Consider the following 24,336-nt stretch of genomic DNA (forward strand, 5'->3'; position numbering starts at 1 on the left):
CTATGCTGGGGCGCGTGAGTACGTTCCAGCCTCCTCGCCCGTGGGTCGCCAGCTACGCAGACGGCGTCCCGGAAGACCTCGTTCCCGTGACGGGATCCCTGATCGACATCGTCGCCGCGTCGGTGCGCGACTATCCCGATGCGCCTGCGCTGCAGTTCTTCGGGCGCGAGACGACGTACGCCGAACTGCAGGACGCGATCGACCGCGTCGCCGGCGGTCTCCGCGATCTCGGCGTACGGGCGGGCGACCCGGTCGCGATCGTACTGCCGAACTGCCCGCAGCACATCGTCGCGTTCTACGCCGTCCTCCGTCTCGGAGCGGTCGTCGTCGAGCACAACCCGCTCTACACGCCGCGCGAGCTGCGCAAGCAGTTCGAGGACCACGGCGCGAAGCATGCGATCGTCTGGAACAAGGTCGTCTCGACCGTGCAGGAGTTCCCGGCGGATCTCGCCGTGTCGACCCTCGTCTCGGTCGATGTGACCACCGCGATGCCGTTCCTCACCCGTGTCGCGCTGCGCCTTCCCGTGGCGAAGGCTCGGGAGTCGCGTGCGGCTCTCACCACTCGCGTCCGCGGCACGGTCGCCTGGGAGTCGCTGCTCTCCCACGACCCGATCCCGGAGTCGCACCCGCGCCCCTCGACCGATGACCTCGCCATCATCCAGTACACGTCGGGCACGACCGGCACCCCCAAGGGCGCCTCCCTGACACATCGCAACCTTCTGGCCAACGCCGCACAGGCGAAGGCGTGGGTCCCTTCGATCCAGCGCGGCAAGGGATGCGTCGTCTACGCGGTCCTCCCGATGTTCCACGCGTACGGTTTGACACTGTGCCTCACCTTCGCGATGTCGATGGGGGCACGCCTCGTCCTCTTCCCCAAGTTCGATCCCGATCTCGTGCTCGACGCGATGAAGAAGCACCCCGCCACGTTCCTACCCCTCGTGCCGCCGATCGCCGATCGCCTGCTCGCGGCGGCGAACCAGAAGGGCGTCTCGCTCGATGGCATCGAGGTCGCGATCTCCGGCGCCATGGCGCTGCCCCACGAACTCGTCGTGCCCTTCGAGGCAGCGACGCACGGTTTCCTCGTCGAGGGATACGGACTCAGCGAGTGCTCCCCCGTGCTCATGGCCAACCCCGTCGCCGACAACCGCGTGCCCGGTACCGTCGGTCTCCCGCTGCCCGGCACCGAGTGCCGCGTGGTCGATCCGGAGAACCCGACCGTCGACGTCCCAGCCGGGACGGCCGGCGAGCTGGTGGTCCGTGGTCCACAGGTCTTCACGGGCTACTACGGCAAGCCGGAGGAGACGGATGCCGCGTTCGCCGACGGCTGGTATCGCACCGGTGACATCGTCACGATCGATGAGGCGGGCTTCGTGCGGATCGTGGACCGCATCAAAGAGCTCATCATCACGGGCGGGTTCAACGTCGCCCCCACCGAGGTCGAGAACGCGCTGCGGCAGCATCCGCAGATCGTCGATGCCGCGGTCGTCGGCCTTCCGAGCGCGCACTCCGGCGAAGAGGTCGCCGCGGCGATCGTCGTCGACGGCGGCGCCGACATCGATATCGAGGCGATCCGCGAGTTCGTCCGCGGAATCCTGACCCCCTACAAGGTTCCGCGCCGACTCTTCGTGGTCGACGAACTGCCGAAGTCCCTCATCGGCAAGGTACTCCGGCGGCAGGTCAAGGAGCGCCTCCTGGCTCTCACGAGCGGCTCCTGAGGACGCCCTCACAGGCGCGGAACACCTTCGGGGCGCTACCCTTGGGAAGTGACCCCTGAAGATGCAGTGCTGACCGACGCCCCCGAGGACTCCCCCGCGACCCCCGGATTCGAGGATCTCGGCATCACCGGGCCCGTCCTCAAAGCCATCCGTGACCTCGGCTACGAGACCCCGTCGCCCATCCAGGCGGCCACCATCCCGACGCTCCTCGCGGGGCGCGACGTCGTCGGCATGGCGCAGACCGGAACGGGAAAGACCGCGGCCTTCGCGCTCCCCGTCCTCGAGCGTCTCGATGTCTCGCAGAAGACGCCGCAGGCCCTCGTGCTCGCCCCGACCCGAGAGCTCGCGCTCCAGGTCTGCGAGGCGTTCGAGTCCTACGCCTCGAAGATGAAGGGCGTCCACGTGCTGCCCGTCTACGGCGGCCAGGGCTACGGCGTCCAGTTGTCGGCGCTCCGCCGCGGCGTGCACGTCGTGGTCGGTACCCCGGGACGCATCATGGACCACCTCGCCAAGGGCACGCTCGACCTCTCCGAGCTGCAGTACCTCGTGCTCGACGAGGCCGACGAGATGCTCAAGATGGGCTTCGCGGAAGACGTCGAGCAGATCCTCGCGCAGACCCCCGAAGAGAAGCAGGTCGCCCTCTTCTCCGCGACGATGCCGCCGCAGATCCGCCGTCTCGCGCAGAAGTACCTGCGCGAGCCCGAAGAGATCAGCATCAAGTCGAAGACCGCGACCGGCACGAACATCACCCAGCGATATCTGGTGGTCTCCTATGCGCAGAAGGTCGATGCTCTGACGCGCATCCTCGAGGTCGAGAACTTCGACGGCATGATCGTGTTCGTCCGCACCAAGAACGAGACCGAGACCCTCGCCGAGAAGCTGCGTGCGCGCGGGTACTCGGCCGCGGCGATCAACGGCGACGTGCCGCAGGTGCAGCGCGAGCGCAGCGTCAACCAGCTCAAGGACGGCAAGCTCGACATCCTCGTCGCCACCGATGTCGCCGCACGCGGCCTCGACGTCGAGCGCATCAGCCATGTCATCAACTTCGACATCCCGACCGACACGGAATCGTACGTGCACCGCATCGGTCGCACCGGCCGCGCCGGCCGTACCGGCGACGCGATCAGCTTCATCACTCCGCGTGAGCGCTACCTCCTCAAGCACATCGAGAAGGCGACGCGTCAGGAGCCGACGCAGATGCAGCTCCCGACCACGGAAGACGTCAACACCACGCGCCTCACCCGTTTCGACGACGCGATCACCGCGGCGCTCGGAGACGCCGCTCGGATCGAGTCGTTCCGCGATGTGGTCGCCCACTACGTCCGCAACCACGACGTTCCCGAGGGCGACGTCGCCGCGGCCCTCGCGATCGTCGCGCAGGGAGATACGCCCCTGCTGCTCGACCCGGCGGATGACCCTCTCGCGAAGGCCGTCGCCGCCGACAACCGTCCGCCACGCGAGCGCAACGCGCGCGAAACGCGCGAGCCTCGCACCGAGCGCCGCGGGCGCGGCGACTACGCCGCCTACCGCATCGAAGTCGGCCGTCGCCACCGCGTCGAGCCGCGACAGATCGTCGGCGCGCTCGCGAACGAGGGCGGGCTGGGACGCGACGACTTCGGCGCGATCAACATCCGCCCCGACTTCTCGATCGTCGAGCTCCCCGCGAACCTCGACCCGGCCGTCCTCGACAAGCTGAGCGGCACGCGCATCTCGGGTCAGCTCATCCAGATCAAGCCGGATCGCGGCCCGGGAGCCCGACGCGGCGGCCCGCGCGACGGCGGCGCTCGCTTCGATCGCCGTGACCGGGATGACCGTCCGCAGCGGAACGACGACAGCCGTCCGCCGCGTGGTGACCGTGAAGAGAAGCCGTTCCGCAAGCCGCGGCACAAGAACTGAGCGCTCGCGGCGAAGTCAGCCGACCCTGTGCCGAGCGAGCTTCGCCGCGAGGTCGACGAGCACCTCGGGCCGCGTCAGGAGAAGGCGCTGCTCGGGGTGGTCGATCAACTGATCGAGCAGTCTCTGGGCACCGACGACCGTTGGCCGCCAGTACCCTCCGACGTGATGACGCCCGAGATCGAGGCGCTGCGCCTCACCACTCACGATGAGCTCCACCGAACCGTCATCCGGACCGATACCGACGTCTTCCTGAGCGGCCGCGGCGAGAATGCCCAGCCCGATCGTGCTCGCCAGTCCCGGGTAGCGGAAACTCGTCGTCGGAACGTCGAGCAGCACCGACGAGAGGTGCTCCCACGCGAACACCCGGCCTGCTCCGGCCCCGTGCCTGTGAACGACGACGTCTTCCGTCAGGCGCAGGTGACCGCGCCCCGGATCGCCCACGACGAGCACGCCGTCGGCGACGATGAGCGGACCGTAACGCCTCATTCCGGGGAGGGTGCCTCACCGAGCGCGTCCGGCCCTTCCGTCACGAGCAGATGGAACTGCGCGGCGTCGAGGATGCGGATGCCGAGTTCCTCGGCCTTACCGAGCTTCGAGCCGGCTCCCGGCCCCGCAGCGACGAAGTCGGTCTTCTTCGAGACGCTCGACGCCGCTTTGCCGCCGGCCTGGATGATCGCCTCCTGGGCGCCTTCGCGCGTGTAACCGTCGAGCGAGCCCGTGGCCACGATCGTGAGCCCCTCGAGCACGCCACCGGCAGAGACAGCGGCTCCGGGGCCGGGGTGCCCCGGTGTCGCCCACTGCACTCCCGCCGCCGCCCACTGCTCGACGATCGCGACGTGCCAATCGACGTCGAACCATGCCAGGAGGGAATCGGCGATGATCCCGCCCACCCCTTCGACCGCCGCCAGCTCCTCGCGGGATGCGCCACGGATCGCATCGAGTGACCCGAACCACTGGGCCAGTGCGCGTGCCGCGACCGGTCCGACGTGACGGATGTTGAGCGATACGAGTAGACGCCAGAGCTCCTTCGTCTTCGCCTTCTCGAGCTCCGCCAAGAGGGTCACCGCCTGCGAAGACGGCTGAGGCCCGTCGACGCCCGACTTCTTCTCCGCTGCCGTCGGGTTACGACGGAACGGTGCGCGGGTCTTCACGATGCCGTCGTCGTCCTGCTTCGGCAGGCCGGTCTCGGCGTCGCGCACGAAAAGCTCGATCGGGACCAGCTGCTCCAACGACAGGTCGAACAGACCGGCCTCGGTCACGAGCGGGGGCTCCGCCGGCGATGTCGGCTGAGTGAGCGCGGCCGCCGTCACCTCACCGAGCGCCTCGACGTCGAGCGCACCGCGCGAACCGATGTGCTCGACCCGGCCGCGCACCTGGGCGGGGCACGAGCGTGCGTTCGGGCAGCGCAGATCGATGTCGCCCTCCTTCATCGCCCGCAGTTCCGTGCCGCACTCGGGGCAGACCTCCGGCATCACGAACTCGCGCTCCGAGCCGTCTCGGCGCTCGACGACCGGACCCAGTACCTCGGGAATCACATCGCCGGCTTTGCGGAGCACGACCGTGTCTCCGATCAGCACGCCCTTCGCCTTGACCACGTCCTTGTTGTGCAGCGTGGCCTGGCGTACGACGGAGCCCGCCACCTGCGCCGGGGCCATCACCGCGAAGGGTGTGGCGCGCCCGGTGCGCCCGACCGAGACGACGATGTCGAGCAGCTTCGTCTGCACCTCTTCGGGCGGGTACTTGTAGGCGATCGCCCACCGGGGTGCCCGGCTCGTCGCGCCGAGCTCGTCGTGGAGTTCGAGCTCGTCGACCTTGACCACGATCCCGTCGAGCTCGTGTTCGATGTCATGACGATGCTCGCCGAAGTACTCCACGAAGTCGGTGACCTCGTCGATGCTCACGCAGACCTTCGTGTGCGGGCTCGTCGGGAGACCCCAGGTCGAGAGGAGCTCGTACACCTCGCTCTGCGCCGAGACCGGCGGGTTCTGCCAGGCGCCGATGCCGTGCACGTAGAGAGCGAGGGATTCGATGCGCAGCATTCCTGCCTCGAGCTCGAGGCCGTCCTTCTTATCGATCTGCTGGCGCAGCCCTCCGCTGGCGGCGTTGCGGGGGTTGGCGAACGACGGGAAGCGACGAGCGGCCGCGGTGCGTGCCTTCTCCTCGTCGAAGGCCCGCTTCGCACCGGTGCGGGCCTCCCAGCGCGCGAGCGCATCGGCGTAAGCGCGCTCCCGGAAAGACGCCTGCGCGGCGTTGAGCCGCTCGAAAGCGGCCACCGGGATGAAGACCTCGCCGCGCACCTCGACGATCGCGGGGTGCCCCTCGCCGTCGAGGCGCTCCGGGATCTCCGGCAGCCGCAGCGCATTCTCGGTCACGATCTCGCCGACTCGGCCGTCGCCGCGCGTGGCCGCGGAGGTGAGGACGCCGTTCTCGTAGCGGAGATTGATCGCGAGGCCATCGATCTTCAGCTCGGTGAGCCACGCGACGTCACGGCCCGCGGAGGCGCGGGTCTTGGCCGCCCACTCCCTGAGCTCGTCGAGGGAGAACACGTTGTCGAGACTGAGCATCCGCTCGGCGTGCTCGATCGTGGCGAGACCGGTCGTCTCGGCTGCGCCCACCATCTGCGTGGGCGAATCCTGACCCTGCAACTCGGGGTGAAGACGTTCGAGTTCTTCGAGTCGATGCATCCAACCGTCATACGTCGCGTCGTCCACCAGCGAGGTATCGCGACCGTAGTAGGCATCCTTCGCCTCGAGGATGCGGGTGGTCAGCTCCTCGGCCTCGGTGCGGGCGTCTTCGAGCGAGATGATGTCGGGCACCCGGCAAGTCTACGAGCGGGCACCGACATTCGGAGAGGCGCCGCTCAGGCGTCGACCGGAACCGCGGAGACCGTGCGGTCGATGGTGAACTGGCCGAGCACGCGTGTGCCGACGTAGAGCACCGCCGTCTGTCCGGGGGCCACACCGTCGAGCGGTACGATCGGCACCACCCGCACACCGTCGGCATCCACGGTGGCCGTGGCTTCGACGGGCTCGGCGTGGGCACGGATCTGCACGTGGCAGTCGAACTCGGAAGCCGTCGGCGCCGCTCCCGCCCAACTGAACCTCTCACCCGAGATCTCGCGGATGGCGAGTGCCTCCTTCGGACCGACGACGACCGTGTTCGACACGGGGCGGACCTCGAGCACGAACCGAGGCTTGCCGTCCGCCGCGGGGATGCCGAGCTTCAGACCTCGGCGCTGCCCGACCGTATAGCCGTGCGCCCCCTCGTGCGAACCGACGACGGCGCCGCTGCGGTCGACGATCTCACCGGTGGCGGTGCCGACCTTCTCGGCCAGCCAGCCGCGCGTGTCGCCGTCGGGGATGAAGCAGATGTCGTGGCTGTCGGGCTTCTGCGCGACACTCAGGCCGCGCTCCGCCGCCTCCGCGCGCACGAGTGCCTTCGACGGCGTCGTGCCCAACGGGAAGTATGTGTGCGCGAGTTGCTCGGCCGTGAGCACTCCCAGTACATAGGACTGATCCTTCGCGTTGTCGGATGCGCGGTGCAGCTCCAGCCCGCCCTCGCCGTCGACGAGCGTGGCGTAGTGCCCCGTGCAGACCGCGTCGAAGCCCAGTTCGATCGCCCGCTCCAGCAGGGCCGCGAACTTGATCTTCTCGTTGCAGCGCATGCACGGGTTGGGCGTGCGCCCCGCCTGGTACTCCGAGATGAAGTCGTCGATCACGTCGTCGCGGAAGCGCTCCGAGAAGTCCCACACGTAGAAGGGGATCCCGAGCCGGTCCGCAGCGCGACGCGCGTCCATGGCGTCCTCGATCGTGCAACAGCCGCGACTGCCGGTGCGCAGAGTGCCACCGGCACGCGAGAGCGCGAGATGCACGCCCACGACCTCGTGGCCGGCCTCGACCGCGCGCGCCGCGGCAACGGCGGAGTCCACTCCACCACTCATCGCCGCCAGGATTCGCATGGAACCAGTCTACGAGCGCCCGGCTGTGCCGGAGCCGGATGCACGGAGATAGGCGTCGCCGATCACGTCCACGACGGCGGTGACGTCGTCGTCCGTCGACGTGCGGCCCAGGCTGAATCGCAGGACGCTGCGCGCGTCCTGCTCGCTCCGCCCCATCGCCTTCACCACGTGCGAGGGCTCCGCGACGCCCGCCTGGCAGGCCGATCCCGTCGAAGCGGCGACGCCCGCGGTATCGAGCAGGAAGAGCAGACTCTCCCCCACCGCCCCCGGGAAGAGGACGTGCGCGTTGCCCGGGAGACGGTCGATCGGGTCGCCGAGCAGAACGGCCTCGGGCACACGCGCTCGGATTCCGTCGATCAGCCGGTCCCGCATCGCGGCGAGTCGGGTCGCCTCGACCGGTCGCTCGCGCTCGGCGAGTTCAAGCGCCGTGGCGAAGGCGGCGGCGCCCGGGACGTCCTGGGTGCCGGCGCGGAGACCGCGCTGCTGCGCCCCTCCCCGGAGCAGTGGAGCCATGCGCGCCGTCCGGGCGACGATCAGCGCGCCGACGCCCACCGGGGCTCCGATCTTGTGCCCGGCGAAGCTGAGCGCCACGAGCCCGGTCCCCGTTCCGGCGCCACCGCGAAGCCGTCGGAACGACAACGGCAGGTGTCCGAGCGCGGCGACAGCATCCAGATGCAGGGGCACCCCGGCATCCGCGGCCGCGGAGGCGAGCGCCGCAGCATCGTTCACTGTGCCCGCCTCGTTGTTGGCGACCAGCGCGGTGGCGAGGGCGGCTCCGGGGAGCGCCGCGGCGAAGCGCTCCGGATCGATGAGCGCCGTCGGGGTCAGCGCGACGGGGCGCACGACCGCGCCTTCGTTCTGGAGTGACTCGACGGTGTCCATGGTCGCGTGATGCTCGCCGTCGGGGAGCACGATCGCGTCACGTCCCTGAGCACGCGCGCGCCAACTCCCCTGGAGCGCGAGATTGATCGACTCGGTCCCTCCCGAGGTGAAGACGATCTCGATCGGGTCGGCGTCGAGCACTGCGGCGACCCGCTCACGCGACTCCTCGAGGAGCCGACGGGCATCCTGTCCGGCGCCGTGCGTCGACGATGCATTGCCGATCGTCTCGCTCGCGGCGAGCCAGGCGTCGCGCGCCTCCGGGCGCAGCGGAGTAGTGGCGGCGTGGTCGAGATAGTGCATCCCTCCACTCTCCCTCATTCCGATGCCCGTCGGCACACGGAACCCGCCACTCGTTGGTCTGACACCCCGACGCAGCGCTCTAGGGTGTATTCATGCCCGAGACCCGAGACTTCGCCGCGCCCGGCGGCACCACCCTCGACGATCTCGGCGTGCGCTTGCACGACGGGGTCGGCACGCTGCGCGTCTGGTCCCAGAATGCGTCCTCCGTCGAGTTGGTGGTGTTCGATGCGACCGATCTCGACTGGGCGACCGATCAGGTCTCCCTCGAGCGCCTCCCCGGCGGGGTGTGGGAGGTCACGACACCGCTCCTCCAGCCCGGAACCCGCTATGCGATCCGCGTCGGAGGCCCGCACGGCCCGGGCAACACCTTCAACCCCGAGACCCTGCTCCTCGACCCTTACGCCCGCGGCCTGGCCCAGGGCGACGGGTACGAGGAATGGCGCTCGGTCGTGATCGTCGACGGTTTCGACTGGGGAGATTCCCGTAAGCCGTGTGTCCCGCTCGACCGCACGATCATCTACGAGGGTCACCTCAAGGGCCTCACCAAGCGCCAGCCCGATGTGCCGCCCGCCCTGCACGGCACGTACGCAGGTCTCGCCCACCCCGCGATGATCGAGTACTTCCACACGCTCGGGATCACCTCGATCGAACTCCTCCCCGTCCACGCGTTCGTTCCGGAGCCGCGCCTGCTGGAGCGCGGACTCACCAACTACTGGGGCTACAACACGCTGAACTTCTTCACCCCGCACACCGCTTACGCCTCGGAGGATGCGCGCAAGGAGGGGCCCGAAGCGGTCCTCGCCGAGTTCAAGGGCATGGTCCGCCTCCTCCACGAGGCCGGACTCGAAGTCATCCTCGACGTCGTGTACAACCACACGTCCGAGGAGGGCATCGGCGGGCCGCGCTCCAGCCTCCGCGGTCTCGACAACGCCAGCTACTACCGGCAGGACGCGAGTGGCGTGTACATCGACACGACCGGCTGCGGCAACACCCTCAACACGTCGACGGATGCCGGTGCGCGCCTCGTACTCGATTCCCTGCGCTATTGGGCGCAGGAGATGCAGATCGACGGCTTCCGCTTCGACCTCGCGACGTCGATCGCCCGCGACGCGGACCACACCTACTCCCCCGAGCATCCGCTCCTGACGGCGATCGCGAACGATCCGGTGCTGCGCGACACCAAACTGATCGCCGAGCCGTGGGACGTGGGGCTCGGCGGATGGCAGACCGGCAACTTCCCGGCCGGGTGGCACGAGTGGAACGACCGCTACCGCGACCGCGTCCGCAACTTCTGGCTGAGCGACATCGACTACGCGCGTCGGGCGTCGGCGCCGGTCGGCATCGGCGGATTCGCGACGCGCCTCGCCGGATCGTCGAACACGTTCGACGAGAAGCGCGGGCCGCTCGCGAGCGTCAACTTCGTGACCGCCCACGACGGCTTCACCCTGCACGACCTCGTCTCGTACGACGTCAAGCACAACGAGGCCAACGGCGAGCACAATCGCGACGGCGCGGACACGAACCGCGCCTTCAACCACGGTGTCGAGGGACCGACCGACGATGCCGCGATCCTCTCCGCCCGCCGCAAGGCGATGCGCAATCTCCTCGGCACGCTGCTGCTCTCGGCCGGTATCCCCATGCTCACCGCGGGCGATGAGGTCGGTCGCACGCAGCGGGGCAACAACAATGCCTACGCACAGGACTCCGCACTCACGTGGCTGGCCTGGGACTACGAACCGTGGCAGCTCGACCTGCAGGCGCACGTCGCACGCCTGATCGAGCTGCGCTCGCAGAACCCCGCACTGCGCCCGAGCCGGTACGCGCGCCTCGGCGAGCACATCCCGAACGCCTCGGTGATGGACTGGTTCGACCAGAACGGCGAGACGATGGAGAGCGATCAATGGACGGATCCGGGCAACCGCACGCTCCAGTACGTCGCGGCATCCACTCCGGATGCCGAGGACGCGAATCGCATCCTCCTGATCGTGCACGGCACCGAGTCCCCGATCGACGTACGGCTGCCCGAGGAGATCGAGGGCGCCACCCGCTTCGTGTCGCTCTGGTCCAGCGCCGACGAGCGTCCGTCGGACGACCGCGAGGTGTTCGCGCCCGGTGACGTCCTCCCCGTCGCCGGCACGTCGATGCGACTTTTCCTGGTCGAATGATGTCGGGTCGCGACGCGCTTGTCCACCCGGTATCGGAGGTCTGACCGGAGCGGTACATTCGGGATGTGGCTGCACGCGTCGGAAGTTCTCCCTCGGCTCTTCGGAGCCCCGCCCAGATCCCCCTGCGTCCCCGCGCGGACGAACCGATCACCGAAGGGGTGACCACCGGAAGACTCCCGCTCACGAACGTGCAGCCCTCCGTTCCCGGTGGATTCCCGCCCAAGGCGTTCGTCGGCGAGGTCGTCCCGTTCAGCGTGGTCTCGTTCCGTGAGGGTCACGACATCATCGGGGTCCATCTCCGGCTCACCGCACCGGACGGCGCCGAGAGCCTGCACCGACTCGCTCCCCGTCAGGACGGCACCGACACCTGGGCGGCGGAGATCGCGCTCGATGCCCAGGGATCGTGGACGTACCGTTTCGAGGCGTTCTCCGATGATTTCGCGACGTGGGCGCACGCCGCGGAGCTCAAGGTCGCCGCCGGGGTCGACGTCCCGGTGATGGCAGCGCTCGGTGCCGAGATCCTCCAGCGCGCGGCGGCGGAGCGCGATCGTCCGGCGGCGGAGCGCAAGCGGCTGACCGCAGCGGCGGCCTCCCTCGCCACCGGGGATGCCGCAACGACCTCGGCGCTGTCGACGGATGCCGACCTCGCGCGCGCGTTCGCCGATCGACCCGTCACCACCCTCCGTTCCGCGACGCCGGACCATCGGCTCGTGGTCGACCGCACCGCCGCCGGCGTCGCGTCCTGGTACGAGTTCTTCCCCCGCTCCGAAGGCGCCAAGCGCCTCAAGGACGGAACGGTGAAGAGCGGCACGTTCCGCAGCGCGACGAAGCGGCTGCCCGGTGTCGCGGCCATGGGCTTCGATGTGCTCTACCTCGTGCCGATCCATCCCATCGGTACGACGAATCGCAAGGGACGCAACAACACGCTGACCACCGAGCCCGGCGACCCGGGGTCGCCCTACGCGATCGGCGCGGCCGAGGGAGGGCACGACGCCATCCATCCCGAGCTCGGCACCGCCGCCGACTTCCGTGCATTCGTCCGCGCGGCGAAGAAGGAGGGGCTCGAGGTCGCGCTCGATCTCGCCCTCCAGGCGTCTCCCGATCACCCGTGGGTCTCCGCGCACCCCGAATGGTTCACCACGCTGCCCGACGGCACGATCGCGTACGCCGAGAACCCGCCGAAGAAGTACCAGGACATCTACCCGCTGAACTTCGACAACGACCCGGCGGGCATCTACGCCGAGATGCTCCGGATCGTGCAGCACTGGGTCGCGCAGGGCGTGAAGATCTTCCGGGTCGACAATCCGCACACCAAGCCCCTGCAGTTCTGGGAGTGGCTCATTGCGACCGTGAACGCCCAGGACCCCGACGTGATCTTCCTGGCCGAGGCGTTCACCCGCCCCGCCGTCATGCGCGCGCTCGCCGCCGTGGGCTTCCAGCAGAGCTACAGCTACTTCACGTGGCGCAACACCAAGGCCGAGCTCGAGGAGTTCCTGACCTCGGTGTCGCACGAGACCAGCGACTACATGCGCCCCAACCTCTTCGTGAACACGCACGACATCCTCACCGAGTACCTGCAGTTCGGCGGGCGCGCGGCATACCGGGTACGAGCCTGCATCGCCGCGACCGCCGCACCGCTGTGGGGCGTGTACGCCGGTTACGAGCTCCTCGAGAACGTTGCCCGTCCCGGGTCCGAGGAGAACATCGACAACGAGAAGTACGAGTTCAAGTTCCGCGATTGGGAGGGCGCCGAGGCCCGCGGCGAGTCCCTGGCTCCGCTGTTGCGCCGACTGAACGAGATCCGCCGACAGCATCCCGCGCTGCGTCAGCTCCGCAACTTCGACGTGCACTGGAGCGACGACGACCACGTGCTGGTCTACAGCAAGCACCTGGATGCTGCTTTCACCGGAACCGGCTCCCCCGACACGCTGATCGTCGTCGCCAACGTCGACCCGCATTCCGTCCGCGAGACCACCGTGCACCTCGACACCTCGCGCTGGGGGGTCCCCCTCGGTGAGCAGTTCGAGGTCGAGGATCTGCTCACGGGAGCGGTGTGGACCTGGTCGGATCACAACTACGTGCGCCTCGACGCCTTCGCCGAGCCCGTGCACATCCTGAAGGTGAGGCACCGCCCATGACTTCCATCGACGACCTGACGGCATCCGCCGAGTGGCAGGCGGTGTCCTCGGGCACCCACCACGACCCGCACGCCGTCCTCGGCGCCCACCCGCACAAGGATGGCGCCGACCGCACCGTCACGGTGATCCGTGCGCGCCGACCGCTCGCCTCGTCGGTCGCCGCCGTCTTCGGCAACGGCCAGCGGCTCGACCTCACCCACATCGCTCACGGGATTTGGGAGGCGCAGCACGATGGCCCGCCCGTTCCCTACCGTCTCGCGACGGCTTACGGAGACGACGAGGAAACCGTCACCGGCGACCCCTATCGTCACACGCCTACCCTCGGCGACGTCGACATCCATCTCATCGCCGAAGGCCGGCACGAGCGTCTCTGGCAGGCGCTCGGGGCGCATCCCCGCGACCTCGACGGAGAAACGGGCGTCGCCTTCGCCGTGTGGGCCCCCAACGCCACGGCCGTGCGCGTGGTCGGCGACCACAACGGATGGAGCGGCGAGTCCCACGCCATGCGCTCCATGGGCGCCAGCGGCGTATGGGAGCTGTTCGTGCCGGACCTCGCGATCGGCACCCGCTACAAGTACCAGATCCGCACGCGCTCCGGGGAATGGATCCTCAAAGCCGACCCGATGGCGCAGTGGGCCGAGGTTCCGCCGGACACGGCGTCGGTCGTCACGGCATCTTCCTATGGCTGGAGCGATGGTGCGTGGATGACCCGACGCGCCGCCACGCATGCCGTCGCGCAACCTCTCTCCGTCTACGAGGTTCACATCGGCTCCTGGCGGGGCGGTCTCGGGTACCGGGACCTCGCCGAACCGTTGATCGAGCACGTGACGACGACGGGGTTCACCCACGTCGAGTTCATGCCGGTGGCCGAGCATCCGTTCGGCGGCTCCTGGGGCTATCAGGTGAGCGGCTACTACGCGCCGACGAGCCGGTTCGGGACGCCCGACGATCTGAGGTATCTCATCGATCGTCTGCACCAGGCGGGCATCGGCGTGATCATGGACTGGGTTCCGGGGCACTTCCCGAAGGACGCCTTCGCACTCGCCCGTTTCGATGGTCAACCCCTCTACGAACACCCGGACCCCCGTCGTGGTGAGCACCAGGACTGGGGCACGCTGATCTTCGACTACGGCCGCCCGGAGGTGCGCGGGTTCCTCGTGGCCAACGCCCTCTATTGGCTCGACGAGTTCCACGTCGACGGCCTCCGGGTCGACGCCGTCGCCTCGATGCTCTACCTCGACTACTCGCGCAACGAGGGCGAATGGGAGCCGAACATCCACGGAGGTCGCGAGAACCTCGAGGCCATCCGGTTCCTGCAGGAGGTCAACGCCACGTCGTATCGGCTGCACCCCGGGATCATGATGATCGCCGAGGAGTCGACGAGCTTCCCCGGAGTGACCGCACCGACCGACCACGCCGGCCTCGGATTCGGCTTCAAGTGGAACATGGGCTGGATGAACGACTCGCTCCAGTACATCGCCCGCGACCCGATGTACCGCGCGCACCACGAAGGCGAGATGACGTTCTCATTCGTCTACGCCTTCGGTGAGAACTATCTGCTCCCCATCAGCCATGACGAGGTGGTGCACGGCAAGGGGAGCCTCGTGGCGAAGATGCCCGGTGACCACTGGCACAAGCTCGCCAACGTGCGTGCCTATCTCGGCTACATGTGGGGCCACCCCGGCAAGAAACTGCTCTTCATGGGCCAGGAGTTCGGGCAGCTCGCCGAATGGTCGGAATCACGCGAGTTGGACTGGTGGCTGCTCGACCAGCCTTCCCACGCCCAGTTGCAGGACTTCGTCGCTTCTCTCAACGCGGCGTATCGCGTGCAGGCACCGCTGTGGGCCCGCGACAGCGATGCCTCGTCTTTCTCGCGTCTGGGCGCACCGAGTTGGGATCCGACCGTGATCGCGTTCGAGCGTCGTGACGGACACGGCGGACGCGTCGTCGTGATCAGCAACTTCTCCGGTATCGAGCACGTCGGCTACCGCCTCGAGCTCCCCCGCGAAGGCGTGTGGGAGGAGATCCTCAACACGGATGCCTCGGCGTTCGGCGGTCGCGGATCCGGCAATCTCGGCGTCGTCGTCGCCCTCGCGGAGGACGGCGGTCCGGCGACAGCGACGATCACCCTCCCGGCGCTCTCGACGTTGTGGCTCCGCTACCAGACCGACCCGCACGTGCCGAGCGTCACCCGCGGCTAGGTCGATACACGAGTGGTGTTCTCGGCGCGCGTGGCGCCGAGAACACCGTGAGACTCAGAAGAGGAGCGACGTCAGGCGGTTCCGCGCCGAGACGACGCGAGGGTCGCCGGCTCCGATGAGTCCGAACAGCTCGACGAGACGCTCGCGCACCGGTGTGCGCTCGTCCGACGGGAGCTGTGAGAACAGATCGAGGAGGCGTCCGAAGGCATCGTCGACATGTCCGCCCGCGAGGTCCAGGTCGGCGACGTCGAACTGGGCGGCGATGTCGAGCGGTGCAGCCGCGGCGGCGGCACGAGCGGCCTGCAGATCGAGCGACTGCACGCGATCGAGCAAACGGACCTGCCCGAGTCCCGCGATCGCATCCTCGTCGCGGGGGTTTTCCGCGAGCGCCTTCTCGTACGCGACGATCGCGGCGGCGTAGTCGCCCTCCTCGATCGCAGCGAAGGCTTCGGCGTGGAGCGGCGGCAGCGCGGGCTCCTCGGGAGTCGCATCCTCAGGAGCTTGAGCGCCGTCGATCGCCAGCGAACCGGTCACGCCGTTCTGCGCGGCGAGCTGGAGCAGCTGTGCGAACACCGCCCGCACCTGCTCCTCGGGAACGGCGCCGTTGAACATCGGCACGGGCTGCCCGGCGATGAGTGCGACGACCATGGGGATCGACTCCGCACGGAAGCTCTGCGCCAGCTGCGGGTTCGCATCGACATCGATCTTCGCGAGCAGCACGCGCCCGCCCAGTTCACGGGTGACCTTCTCGATGATCGGGCTGAGCTGCTTGCACGGCCCGCACCACTCGGCCCAGAGGTCGACGACGACGGGCACGGTACGCGAGAGTTCGAGCACCTGGCCGAAGGTCTCATCGGTCGCATCGATCACGAGGTCAGCGAAGGGTGCGCCCGCGGTGGGCGTCGCCGGGGCGCCAGGGGCGGGAGCAGCCGGCCGATTGCGCAGGCTCGACAGATCGACGGCACCACGCAGCGCCGCAGGAGACAACTCGGTCACTTGATCACCTCTACGGAGACGAGATCCTGACGGGATGCCAGGAGTTTGATCTGCTCGGTCGATCCCTGCGCGGGAACCGAGAAGAAGAGCTGGAACTCATAGGTCGTCACGACGCCCTTCGCTGACTCCGAGACTCCGGTGAGGGCGTTGGCCTTCGCGTTGTCGCCGAAGCGGATGACCGCGTCGGCAGACGTCGGCTTGACCGTTTCGGCGTCGGTCAGCGTGATGCCGACGATCGCTCCGCTGTCGAGGGTCGTCATCGAGACGGCGGGGGTGTCGGTCGGGGCCATGTCGAAGCTGACCTCTGACGTCTCCGCAGCGCCGTTGTCGATGAGGTTCTGCACCACGGTCTGGCGGCTGTCGCGGATCGAGGTCGCGAGCTTCTGCGAGAGGTCGTCGAAGAGGGCGTTGGAGGCACTCGTCTCCCCCGTGTCGACGACGTCCGCGAACGCGGCGGCGAGTTCGCCGGGCGCGATGCTGAGGAACGCCGAGTCATCGGGGACCAGCGCAGTGCCGAGCCAGGCGGCGGCGACATCGGGGAACACGGCATCCGCCGACATCTCCGCGATGTTCGTCACCTTGTAGTTCGACCACGGATCCTGCTGCGTCATCGTGAGCAGCACGGGCGGGACGGTCTCGTCGTCCGCGCTCTTGGAGAGCAGCAGCGTCGTGCGCGGCCAGCGATCGGTCGCCTCGGGGAGCACGACCTCCACGTCGTCGGTGGGGATTGCAGCGGGCACCGGCGAATCTGCGATCGCGGTGCGCAACGCGTAGTCCGTCGTCCGGGCGGTGAGCGCCGGCCCGTCGAGCCGTGTCTTGGCGAGATCGAGGTCGCGGTTCGTGTCGGCTTCGACCAGGGTGGTCGAGATCTCGCCGAGGATCCGTTCGGCCTGACCCTCGGTCACGGCCGGCGGCTTCTGGTTCTCGGGAGCGATCACCGTCGGAGTGGGCGACGGAGTCGCTTCCGGAGCACCCAGCTGGGGCCACGAATCGGACGAGCATCCGGCCGCGAGCACCGCGGTGAGCCCGAGGATCGGTACAACGAGGAGGCGGCGACGCCGGCGAGCGGGATCTGCGGCCTTCATCGTCGACGTCCCCTCGGTCTTCTCGTCGGTCTTCTCGTCGGTCTTCTCGCCTGCGGGCGCAGCGGGCTCATCGACGATCTCCGCGTCCTGGACGTCGTCGTCAGCGGCCTGCGGCTTCGCCTGGGGCGCTCCGCTCTCGATCGCTGCACGCTCCCCCGGAGGCAGAGAGGCGACGTCGATGGGTTCGGTCACGGGGAGCGGACCCGGACCCTTGCGACGGGGGCCACGGCCACGTCGCTGGTGACGGATGCCGAGCACGTAGAGGATCAGCCCTACGAGCAGGAGCAGACCACCACCGACCATGAGCGGTCCAGCGGCCGGCGTGGACGTGTCGAGCGGCCAGGAGGCGACGATGTCGTCGGGTGCGTCCTCGGTGCCGTCGTAGGCGACGAGCACGCTGACTCCCTCGGTCAGACGGAGGTTGTCGAGGGACAGCGAATCGGTGTCGCTGAACGAGTTCAGCCACAGGTCGGAACCCGCGGGGTTGCGTCCCGTCGTGGTATCGGGCTCGTCCTCGGCGGTCGGCTCCTCCGACGCCGCGTCTCCCGAATCGACCGCGTCGTCCTCGGCCTCGGGTGCGGCGACGTGCTCGACCTGGAACGATCCGTCGTCATCGACGGTCACCTGGTTGTAGTCGGAGTCGGCGAGCCACGCCTCCATGTCGGCGGTGCGTCCGTAGGCGGAGAAGATGTTGCCGTCGCCTCGGATCAGCAGCGTCTGCTCGCCGGGGTGGGCGCGCAGCACGTCGCCGTCGATCAGGATGAAAGGCGCCGGCTCCTCGATCTGCACCTTCTCCTGCACCGATTCCGGCCCCATGAAGATGGTGCGCTGAGCGATGCCGGCACCGATCAGGGCCGCGGCCAGGACGAAGGCCACGACGGCCCATACGAAACGCACGAATAGTCTCCTCACGCATCCCGCACGATCACCCGGGACGCAACACTCGACATTTCAGACTAGCGAAATCACCTGTGTGTTGCCCACAAGGTGAATCCCCGCGGTGTGGGACGGCACGTCGCGCGTGCTGCTCATGGCACGATCGGTAGCCTGGCACCAGCCCGACACGAGGAGTCGAGATGAAGATCCACAACCCCTTCCGCACCGCCCTGGTGGCGACGCTCGGTGTGGGCCTCGGCATCCTCCTGATCGGCAGTCTGCAGAACCTCTCGACCGTGCTGCTCTACGTCGGCACCGCGCTGTTCCTCAGCCTCGGCCTCGATCCCGTGGTCGCCTTCCTCGAGCGACGCAAGCTCCCCCGCTGGCTGGCCGTGCTCGTCACGATCCTGGGCGTGCTCGGTGTGTTCGCCGGCATCGTGCTGATGGTGCTCCCGATCCTGATCGATCAGATCAGTCAGCTCGTACGACGCATCACGCTCTTCCTGCAGAGCACGTACATCGGCGACGTGAAGGACTGGATCAGCGACGTCTTCCCCGGCCTGCAGCCGTCGTTCATCGATGACACGTTCACGCGAGCGACCGACTGGCTCCTCGAGAACTGGGGCTCCATCACCGAAAGCGTGATCGTCGTCGGCACCACCATCGTCACCGGTCTCTTCGGCGCGTTCATCGTGCTGATCCTGACGGTGTACCTCACGGCATCCACCCCCTCGCTCAAGCGGGCGGTCTATCAGCTAGCTCCGGCGTCGAAGCGGGAGCGCTTCATCGATCTGGCCGACCAGATCACCGACTCCGTGGGGTACTACGTCATGGGTCAGGTGTCGCTCGGCGTGATCAACGGCGTGCTGAGCGCGGTCTTCCTCTCGATCATCCAGGCGCCGTTCCCCGCCGTCCTCGCGGTCATCGCGTTCTTCTTCTCGCTCATCCCGCTCGTGGGCACCCTGACGGGATCGACACTCATCGTGCTCATCTGCCTCATTCCGGGGCTCGGCTCGCCGGCGACGGCGATCGCGGCGGGCATCTACTACCTGATCTACATGCAGATCGAGGCGTACATCATCTCGCCGCGCATCATGAGCCGCGCGGTGTCGGTACCCGGCGCGGTCGTCGTGGTCGCCGCACTCGCCGGCGGCAGTCTGCTCGGACTCCTCGGAGCGCTCATCGCGATCCCGGTCGCCGCGAGCATCCTGATCATCTACCGGCAGGTGCTCATCCCGCGGATGAACGAACTCTGACATCGATCAGCGCGAGGCGACTGATCACCGTTGGGCGGGCCACTCGGTCGGCAACGGAAGCGTCGCCGGGTTGACAGCCGCGACGACCTCGGTGAGTACCCGACGCGTCTGCGACTCCCCCACCCAGAGATGCTTGCCACCATCGACGGCGATCAGCGTGGCGTGCGGGATCGAGGCGAAACGCTCCCGCGCCTCGTCGGGTCGCAGATAGTCGTCGAACTCCGGCACGAGGATCACGACCGGACGATCGAACTGCGCCCACGCGGCCACCTCGGCCTCCGTCGCGCGGTGCAGCGGCGGCGAGAGCAGGATCACGCCTTCGACATCGTGATCCCGCCCGTACTTGAGAGCGAGTTCCGTCCCGAACGACCATCCGAGGAGCCAGGGACGCGGCAGTCCGCGCTCCTGGACGAACGCCATCGCGGCGGCGACATCGAACTGCTCCGCACTTCCGCCGTCGAACGCCCCCTCGCTCGTGCCGCGCGGCGACGTCGTGCCACGCGTATTGAACCGCAGGACCGCGAGGTCTGCCAGGGCAGGAAGACGCGCAGCCGCCTTGCGCAGGATGTGCGAGTCCATGAACCCTCCCGCGGTGGGAAGCGGGTGCAGGGTCACGAGCGTCGCGACGGGTTCCGCGGTTTCGGGGAGCGCGAGCTCTCCCACGAGAGTGAGGTCATCGGCGGTGCGCAACTCGATGTCCTCACGCTGCGCGGGGAGCTCGAGCGGTCCACGGATCTCGATGGTCACGATTGCCTCCAACAGTGTGTGTGCCAGTGCCTGCGTGCGGCGAGGTCGGCGGCGTCGCCGAGGACTCCATCCGCACGCCAGGCGACGAGGTGTGCGGTGCCCGGTTCGATCATGCGGGAGCACCCGGGGCACACGTAGGACTTCTGAGCCTGGAGCGCCGAGAGGGGTTGCACGGTCCATTCCGCACCGCGACGAGTCTCACTGCGCTTCCACCCCGCGAGGAGGCGTTCGAAGGACTCGTCGGCCTCGGATCGCGAAGGAGGCCGCCTGCGGGAGCGGGGCATCGTGCCTGCTCACCACCAGTGGTTGTTGATCCAGAAGTTGTAGGCGCCGGCCCAGCTGCCGTATCGCCCCGTCGCGTAGCCGCTCGCCCAGCGCAGGTTGTCGACCGGGTCGTACCCGTTACCCGGCACCTTGCTGCACGGCAGAGCCTGCACGAGCCCGCAGGCACCCGAGCTGCTGTTCGTGGCGTTCGGGTTCCAGCCGCTCTCACGCGACACCACGTAGTCGACGTAACCCCAGTCGCCCTCGGCGATTCCTGCGGCAGCCATCCAGTCCGCAGGGGCTCCGCCACCGGTGTAGAAGAGCGGGGCCGCAGGGGCCGTCCCTCCCGAGTTCGAGTTGGAGGCCGTCGTCGGCGTCGGTGTGGGGGTCGGCTTCGGCGTCACGTAGACCTCGAAGGACCCGCGCTCGACCGGCGCGATCTCGGCGCCCTCCACCGTGACCGTCAGATTCTGGGTGTCCTCGAGCGCGACCGAGTAGGCGCTGTCCGGCGTCTCCTGCTCGGGCGGATCCGCGAGGGCGACGGCCGTCGGTGCGACCATCGCAGCCGCGAAACCGACGACGGCGAGCGACGCGAAGGCAGCGACCACACCGCGACGTCGGGACCAGCGACGAGTGCCACGATGCGCGGAATTCGCCGTCGCCAGAGGGACCGGCGAGGCGTCACGTCGTGCAAGTGTCATGTCGTTTCGGGAGTTCACGATGGTCGACAGTCTACGCAAGACTGCCTGGGACGGCCATGAGAAGGTCAGCGAACGGCGAGGATCACGTCGATCGCTGCGTCGAGCAGCGCATCGACCTGCTCCTCGCGATACCCGCCGCGCTGCATGCGGAAGGCTGCCGAACGCAGCTGTTCGGCGCTCAACGCATCGCCGTCGCGGAGGTAGCGCACGATGCGCGTCGCCACGTGGTCGACCTCGTCGACGCGGTAGCCGAAGGTCAGCGCCCCCGTGCGCGCGAAACGGTGACGGCGCGGACGCGCGAGGTGGTCGAGGATCACCTGAGCCTCGTCACGGGCCTGCTCGACCCAGACGCCCGCGCCCTCGGAGCGCACTGCCTGATCGCGCTCGCGCGCCGCGAAGGCGTCTTCGACACGGCTCAGCGCGGCATCGACGTCGCCGACCACGTAGCCGCCCTTCACGAGCGGGAACGAGGCCGTGCGGACATCGGCCGCACCGAGCTCTCCCCCGTGCTCGAATGCCGCGCGCGCCGAGGCGAGGAACGTGTCGACGGCCGCGGGGTGGTAGCCCTTGGTGCGCCCAGTGGCGACGGCGAAGGCCGCGCGTGAGGGCTGTCGCTCTTCGGTCTTCTGGTCGTTCATGACAGCACCACCCAGGGAGAGAGGAGGAAGTAGAGGCAGAGGGCGGGAACCGTCGACGGCAGGATGCTGTCGAGCCGATCGAGCAGACCGCCGTGGCCCGGGAGCCAGGAGCTCATGTCCTTGATCCCGAGATCGCGCTTCAGCATCGATTCGCCGAGATCGCCCAGCGTCGCCGACAGCAGGATGGCGGCGCCGAACACGAGCCCGCCCCACCACGGCAGCTCCAGCAGGTAGATCGCGAGCAGCACACCGGCGGTCAGCGAGGCGACGACCGCTCCGGCGAAGCCTTCCCAGGTCTTCTTGGGACTGATCCGCGGGGCCATCGGATGCCGCCCGAAGGCGAGGCCGGCGGCATAGGCGCCGGTGTCGGCGGCCACCGCGATGGCGATGAAACCGAGCACCCACCACTGGCCGCCCTCCTGCCCGAGCAGGATCAGCGCGATCGCTGCGAGGAACGGGACGTACACCTGCACGAAACCGCCGATGACGGCATCAGCGAGGACGTCGCCGTAGGTGCGCCCGTCCTGGGCGAACATCTGCGCGATGAGCCTCCAGACGATCACGAACGCCACTGCGAGGAACAACACGATCCAGCACAGCCAGATATCCGCGAAGTAACCGGAGAGAACGAGCGAAGCCGCGGCGACGAGCTGCGGGACGACATCGATACGGCGTCCCGAAGCGCGGAGCGCCCGCGCGAGCTCGTAGACCCCCAGCAACGCAGCTGCCAGAGCGAACGGGACGAAGAGGACCTTGATGAACAGAAGGGATCCGAGGAGCGCCGCCCCGAACGCCAGGCCGATGAGGATGGCGAGCACGAGGTCGCGCCCCGTGCGCTGCTTGATCCGTTCGTTCGCCTGGTCGATCTGATCCCGCGCATGCGAGACGTGGCTGCCGAACTCGTCGCGCTTCGCTCGCCACTGCTCGCGGATCGCGTTGTGGTCTGCGGTGTCGATCAAATCGGGGATCACGACGCCCGGCTCGTCCGGGAGCGGAGGGCGGGGCGGGATGAGCGCGGCGTCGAAGGCCGGGAACGCCTCGTCCGCCAACGGGATGCCCGAGTCCGGTGTCGTCGCGTCTCTCGCCTCACGGCGGGTCAGCGGCGCACCGTCCTCGGAATCTCGCGTGTCAGACATCCGCCCTCACACCTCGAGGAGTTCTGCCTCTTTGCGCTTGAGCGCGTCATCGATGAGGTCGACGTGCTGGCGAGTCAGGGCATCCAGCTCCTTCTCGCCACGCGCGATCTCGTCCTCACCGACCTCGCTCTTGAGCGCGTCGAGGTCGTCCTTCGCCTTGCGGCGGATGCCACGGACGTGGACCTTCGCGTCCTCGCCCTTCGACTTGACGAGCTTGACGTACTCCTTGCGACGGTCGGCCGTGAGCTCGGGCATCGTCACACGCACCAGGTTGCCGTCGTTCGTCGGGTTCGCCCCGAGGTTCGGCATGTCTCGGATGGCCTGCTCGATCGCCTTGAGCGCCGACTTGTCGTAGGGCGTGATGACGAGGGTGCGCGCCTCCTGATTGGCCATCGAGGCCAGCTGGCCGATCGGGGTCGGCGTTCCGTAGTAGTCGACGAGGACCTTCTGGAACAGCTGGGGGTTCGCGCGACCGGTGCGCACCGTGGAGAAGTCCTCCTTGGCAGCTTCGACCGCCCGGTCCATGCGGGTGGTGGTTTCAGCGAGGACGTCCGCGATCACGGTGACTCCTATCGTCGGGGTGTTCTGCAAATTCTATCGGGCGAAGCCTTCTCCGCCGCGTCGCACACTCAGGTGGTGACCAGGGTGCCGATCGGCTCGCCGAGAAGAGCGCGCGTCACGTTGCCCGCGGGCTCCATGCCGAAGACGCGCATGTTCATGTTGTTGTCCATGCAGAGGCTGAACGCGGTCGAATCGACGACCTTCAGTCCGCGCTGCAGCGCGTCGCTGTAGGTGACTCGCTCGATGCGCTCGGCATCCGCATGCTTGTTGGGGTCGGCCGTGTAGATGGCGTCGACGCCGTTCTTGGCGACGAGGACCTCCTCGGCGCCGATCTCGAGTGCACGCTGAGCGGCGACCGTGTCGGTGGAGAAGTACGGGAGTCCGGCACCGGCACCGAAGATCACGACGCGTCCCTTCTCGAGGTGACGCTCCGCCCGGCGCGGGATGTACGGCTCGGCGACCTGGGTCATCGAGATCGCCGACTGCACCCGCGTCGCCGCTCCGGCCTGCTCGAGGAAGTCCTGCAGAGCGAGCGCGTTCATCACGGTTCCGAGCATGCCCATGTAGTCGGCACGTCCGCGGTCCATGCCTCGCTGGCTCAGTTCGGCCCCGCGGAAGAAGTTGCCCCCACCCACGACGATGGCGACCTCGACGCGGTCGACGGCCGCAGCGATGTCGCGCGCGATCTGGCCGACGACATCCGGGTTGACACCCAGCTGACCGGCGCCGAATGCCTCTCCGGAGAGCTTGAGAAGGACGCGGCGGCGTCCGGTGCGTTCGGTCATGGGTGTTGTCCTCTCGTCCCGATTCAAGATAGTGCC

Annotated in this window: 19 protein-coding genes; 6 read left to right on the plus strand and 13 right to left on the minus strand. The window is 68.4% G+C overall.

The features are described from left to right. Nucleotides 1-2 precede the first annotated feature (2 nt). Together ACIQTT_RS03045 and ACIQTT_RS03050 are read left to right on the plus strand one after the other, a co-directional pair. On the plus strand, nt 3-1,715 hold the full coding sequence (locus tag ACIQTT_RS03045) for a long-chain-fatty-acid--CoA ligase (protein ID WP_402785822.1): 1,713 nt from the start codon (nt 3-5) through the stop codon (nt 1,713-1,715). Between the two features lie 48 nt (nt 1,716-1,763). Then, on the plus strand, nt 1,764-3,611 hold the full coding sequence (locus ACIQTT_RS03050; protein WP_402785825.1) for a DEAD/DEAH box helicase: 1,848 nt from the start codon (nt 1,764-1,766) through the stop codon (nt 3,609-3,611). Nucleotides 3,612-3,626: 15 nt separating this feature from the next. Here ACIQTT_RS03050 and ACIQTT_RS03055 read toward each other — a convergent pair whose 3' ends face one another. From ACIQTT_RS03055 to ACIQTT_RS03070, 4 genes are read right to left on the minus strand one after another with little or no spacing between them, the layout of a single operon-like run. Beyond that, nucleotides 3,627-4,097 (minus strand): hypothetical protein, encoded by a 471-nt coding sequence (locus ACIQTT_RS03055; protein WP_402785828.1) that lies wholly within the window; start codon nt 4,095-4,097, stop codon nt 3,627-3,629. Continuing rightward, nucleotides 4,094-6,427, minus strand: coding sequence for an NAD-dependent DNA ligase LigA (gene ligA / locus ACIQTT_RS03060; RefSeq protein ID WP_402785831.1), 2,334 nt, complete (start codon nt 6,425-6,427; stop codon nt 4,094-4,096). Before ligA ends, ACIQTT_RS03055 begins: the two co-directional genes overlap by 4 nt. A gap of 44 nt (nt 6,428-6,471) precedes the next feature. Then, entirely contained in the window at nt 6,472-7,569 is a 1,098-nt protein-coding gene (gene mnmA, locus ACIQTT_RS03065) for a tRNA 2-thiouridine(34) synthase MnmA (RefSeq protein WP_402785834.1), read from the minus strand. A 9-nt stretch (nt 7,570-7,578) separates the two neighbouring features. After that, entirely contained in the window at nt 7,579-8,751 is a 1,173-nt protein-coding gene (locus ACIQTT_RS03070; RefSeq protein WP_402785837.1) for a cysteine desulfurase family protein, read from the minus strand. A 92-nt stretch (nt 8,752-8,843) separates the two neighbouring features. On the opposite strand from ACIQTT_RS03070, the gene glgX reads away from it, so the two are divergent. The 3 genes from glgX (at nt 8,844) to glgB (ending at nt 15,255) form a co-directional block, all read left to right on the plus strand. After that, nucleotides 8,844-10,916, plus strand: a complete 2,073-nt coding sequence (glgX, locus tag ACIQTT_RS03075) for a glycogen debranching protein GlgX (RefSeq protein WP_402785840.1) — start codon at nt 8,844-8,846, stop codon at nt 10,914-10,916. A 158-nt stretch (nt 10,917-11,074) separates the two neighbouring features. Continuing rightward, complete coding sequence (locus tag ACIQTT_RS03080) at nt 11,075-13,054, plus strand: alpha-1,4-glucan--maltose-1-phosphate maltosyltransferase (RefSeq protein ID WP_402785843.1); 1,980 nt, start codon at nt 11,075-11,077, stop codon at nt 13,052-13,054. Next, complete coding sequence (gene glgB, locus ACIQTT_RS03085) at nt 13,051-15,255, plus strand: 1,4-alpha-glucan branching protein GlgB (protein WP_402785846.1); 2,205 nt, start codon at nt 13,051-13,053, stop codon at nt 15,253-15,255. The genes ACIQTT_RS03080 and glgB overlap by 4 nt, the downstream gene beginning before the upstream one ends. Nucleotides 15,256-15,309: 54 nt before the next feature. Here glgB and ACIQTT_RS03090 read toward each other — a convergent pair whose 3' ends face one another. Both ACIQTT_RS03090 and ACIQTT_RS03095 read right to left on the minus strand, forming a co-directional pair. Next, complete coding sequence (locus ACIQTT_RS03090) at nt 15,310-16,251, minus strand: tetratricopeptide repeat protein (RefSeq protein ID WP_402785849.1); 942 nt, start codon at nt 16,249-16,251, stop codon at nt 15,310-15,312. Beyond that, entirely contained in the window at nt 16,248-18,233 is a 1,986-nt protein-coding gene (locus ACIQTT_RS03095; RefSeq protein WP_402785852.1) for a glycosyl transferase, read from the minus strand. The genes ACIQTT_RS03090 and ACIQTT_RS03095 overlap by 4 nt, the downstream gene beginning before the upstream one ends. A 179-nt stretch (nt 18,234-18,412) precedes the next feature. Between ACIQTT_RS03095 and ACIQTT_RS03100 the strand changes: the two genes are divergently transcribed. Further along, the gene (locus tag ACIQTT_RS03100) at nt 18,413-19,468 is read left to right on the plus strand and encodes an AI-2E family transporter (protein ID WP_402785855.1); all 1,056 of its coding nucleotides are present in this window, start codon (nt 18,413-18,415) and stop codon (nt 19,466-19,468) included. A 24-nt stretch (nt 19,469-19,492) separates the two neighbouring features. Here ACIQTT_RS03100 and ACIQTT_RS03105 read toward each other — a convergent pair whose 3' ends face one another. The 7 genes from ACIQTT_RS03105 to pyrH form a co-directional block, all read right to left on the minus strand. Continuing rightward, complete coding sequence (locus ACIQTT_RS03105; RefSeq protein ID WP_402791078.1) at nt 19,493-20,209, minus strand: alpha/beta hydrolase; 717 nt, start codon at nt 20,207-20,209, stop codon at nt 19,493-19,495. Between the two features lie 2 nt (nt 20,210-20,211). Beyond that, the gene (locus ACIQTT_RS03110) at nt 20,212-20,499 is read right to left on the minus strand and encodes a hypothetical protein (protein ID WP_402785858.1); all 288 of its coding nucleotides are present in this window, start codon (nt 20,497-20,499) and stop codon (nt 20,212-20,214) included. Nucleotides 20,500-20,508: 9 nt separating this feature from the next. Further along, nucleotides 20,509-21,198, minus strand: a complete 690-nt coding sequence (locus tag ACIQTT_RS03115) for a transglycosylase SLT domain-containing protein (protein ID WP_402785861.1) — start codon at nt 21,196-21,198, stop codon at nt 20,509-20,511. Nucleotides 21,199-21,245: 47 nt separating this feature from the next. Beyond that, nucleotides 21,246-21,818 carry a DivIVA domain-containing protein gene (locus tag ACIQTT_RS03120; RefSeq protein ID WP_402785864.1) on the minus strand — a complete coding sequence of 191 codons (573 nt, stop codon included), beginning with the start codon at nt 21,816-21,818 and terminating at the stop codon, nt 21,246-21,248. Continuing rightward, nucleotides 21,815-22,954 (minus strand): phosphatidate cytidylyltransferase, encoded by a 1,140-nt coding sequence (locus ACIQTT_RS03125; protein ID WP_402785867.1) that lies wholly within the window; start codon nt 22,952-22,954, stop codon nt 21,815-21,817. Before ACIQTT_RS03125 ends, ACIQTT_RS03120 begins: the two co-directional genes overlap by 4 nt. 6 nt (nt 22,955-22,960) lie before the next feature. Continuing rightward, nucleotides 22,961-23,515 (minus strand): ribosome recycling factor, encoded by a 555-nt coding sequence (gene frr, locus ACIQTT_RS03130; protein WP_402785870.1) that lies wholly within the window; start codon nt 23,513-23,515, stop codon nt 22,961-22,963. Between the two features lie 68 nt (nt 23,516-23,583). Further along, nucleotides 23,584-24,300 carry a UMP kinase gene (gene pyrH, locus ACIQTT_RS03135; RefSeq protein WP_247622584.1) on the minus strand — a complete coding sequence of 239 codons (717 nt, stop codon included), beginning with the start codon at nt 24,298-24,300 and terminating at the stop codon, nt 23,584-23,586. Nucleotides 24,301-24,336: the final 36 nt, after the last annotated feature.

The organism is Microbacterium sp. NPDC090225, assembly GCF_044772365.1.
Taxonomy (GTDB): Bacteria; Actinomycetota; Actinomycetes; order Actinomycetales; family Microbacteriaceae; genus Microbacterium.

Bases quoted from the DNA above. Each gene is read 5' to 3' on its own strand.
- ACIQTT_RS03045 (WP_402785822.1), top strand. From the start codon at position 3: ATGCTGGGGCGCGTGAGTACGTTCCAGCCTCCTCGCCCGTGGGTCGCC.
- ACIQTT_RS03055 (WP_402785828.1), bottom strand. From the start codon at position 4,097: ATGAGGCGTTACGGTCCGCTCATCGTCGCCGACGGCGTGCTCGTCGTG.
- mnmA (WP_402785834.1), bottom strand. From the start codon at position 7,569: ATGCGAATCCTGGCGGCGATGAGTGGTGGAGTGGACTCCGCCGTTGCC.
- ACIQTT_RS03070 (WP_402785837.1), bottom strand. From the start codon at position 8,751: ATGCACTATCTCGACCACGCCGCCACTACTCCGCTGCGCCCGGAGGCG.
- glgX (WP_402785840.1), top strand. From the start codon at position 8,844: ATGCCCGAGACCCGAGACTTCGCCGCGCCCGGCGGCACCACCCTCGAC.
- glgB (WP_402785846.1), top strand. From the start codon at position 13,051: ATGACTTCCATCGACGACCTGACGGCATCCGCCGAGTGGCAGGCGGTG.
- ACIQTT_RS03100 (WP_402785855.1), top strand. From the start codon at position 18,413: ATGAAGATCCACAACCCCTTCCGCACCGCCCTGGTGGCGACGCTCGGT.
- ACIQTT_RS03110 (WP_402785858.1), bottom strand. From the start codon at position 20,499: ATGCCCCGCTCCCGCAGGCGGCCTCCTTCGCGATCCGAGGCCGACGAG.
- ACIQTT_RS03120 (WP_402785864.1), bottom strand. From the start codon at position 21,818: ATGAACGACCAGAAGACCGAAGAGCGACAGCCCTCACGCGCGGCCTTC.
- ACIQTT_RS03125 (WP_402785867.1), bottom strand. From the start codon at position 22,954: ATGTCTGACACGCGAGATTCCGAGGACGGTGCGCCGCTGACCCGCCGT.
- pyrH (WP_247622584.1), bottom strand. From the start codon at position 24,300: ATGACCGAACGCACCGGACGCCGCCGCGTCCTTCTCAAGCTCTCCGGA.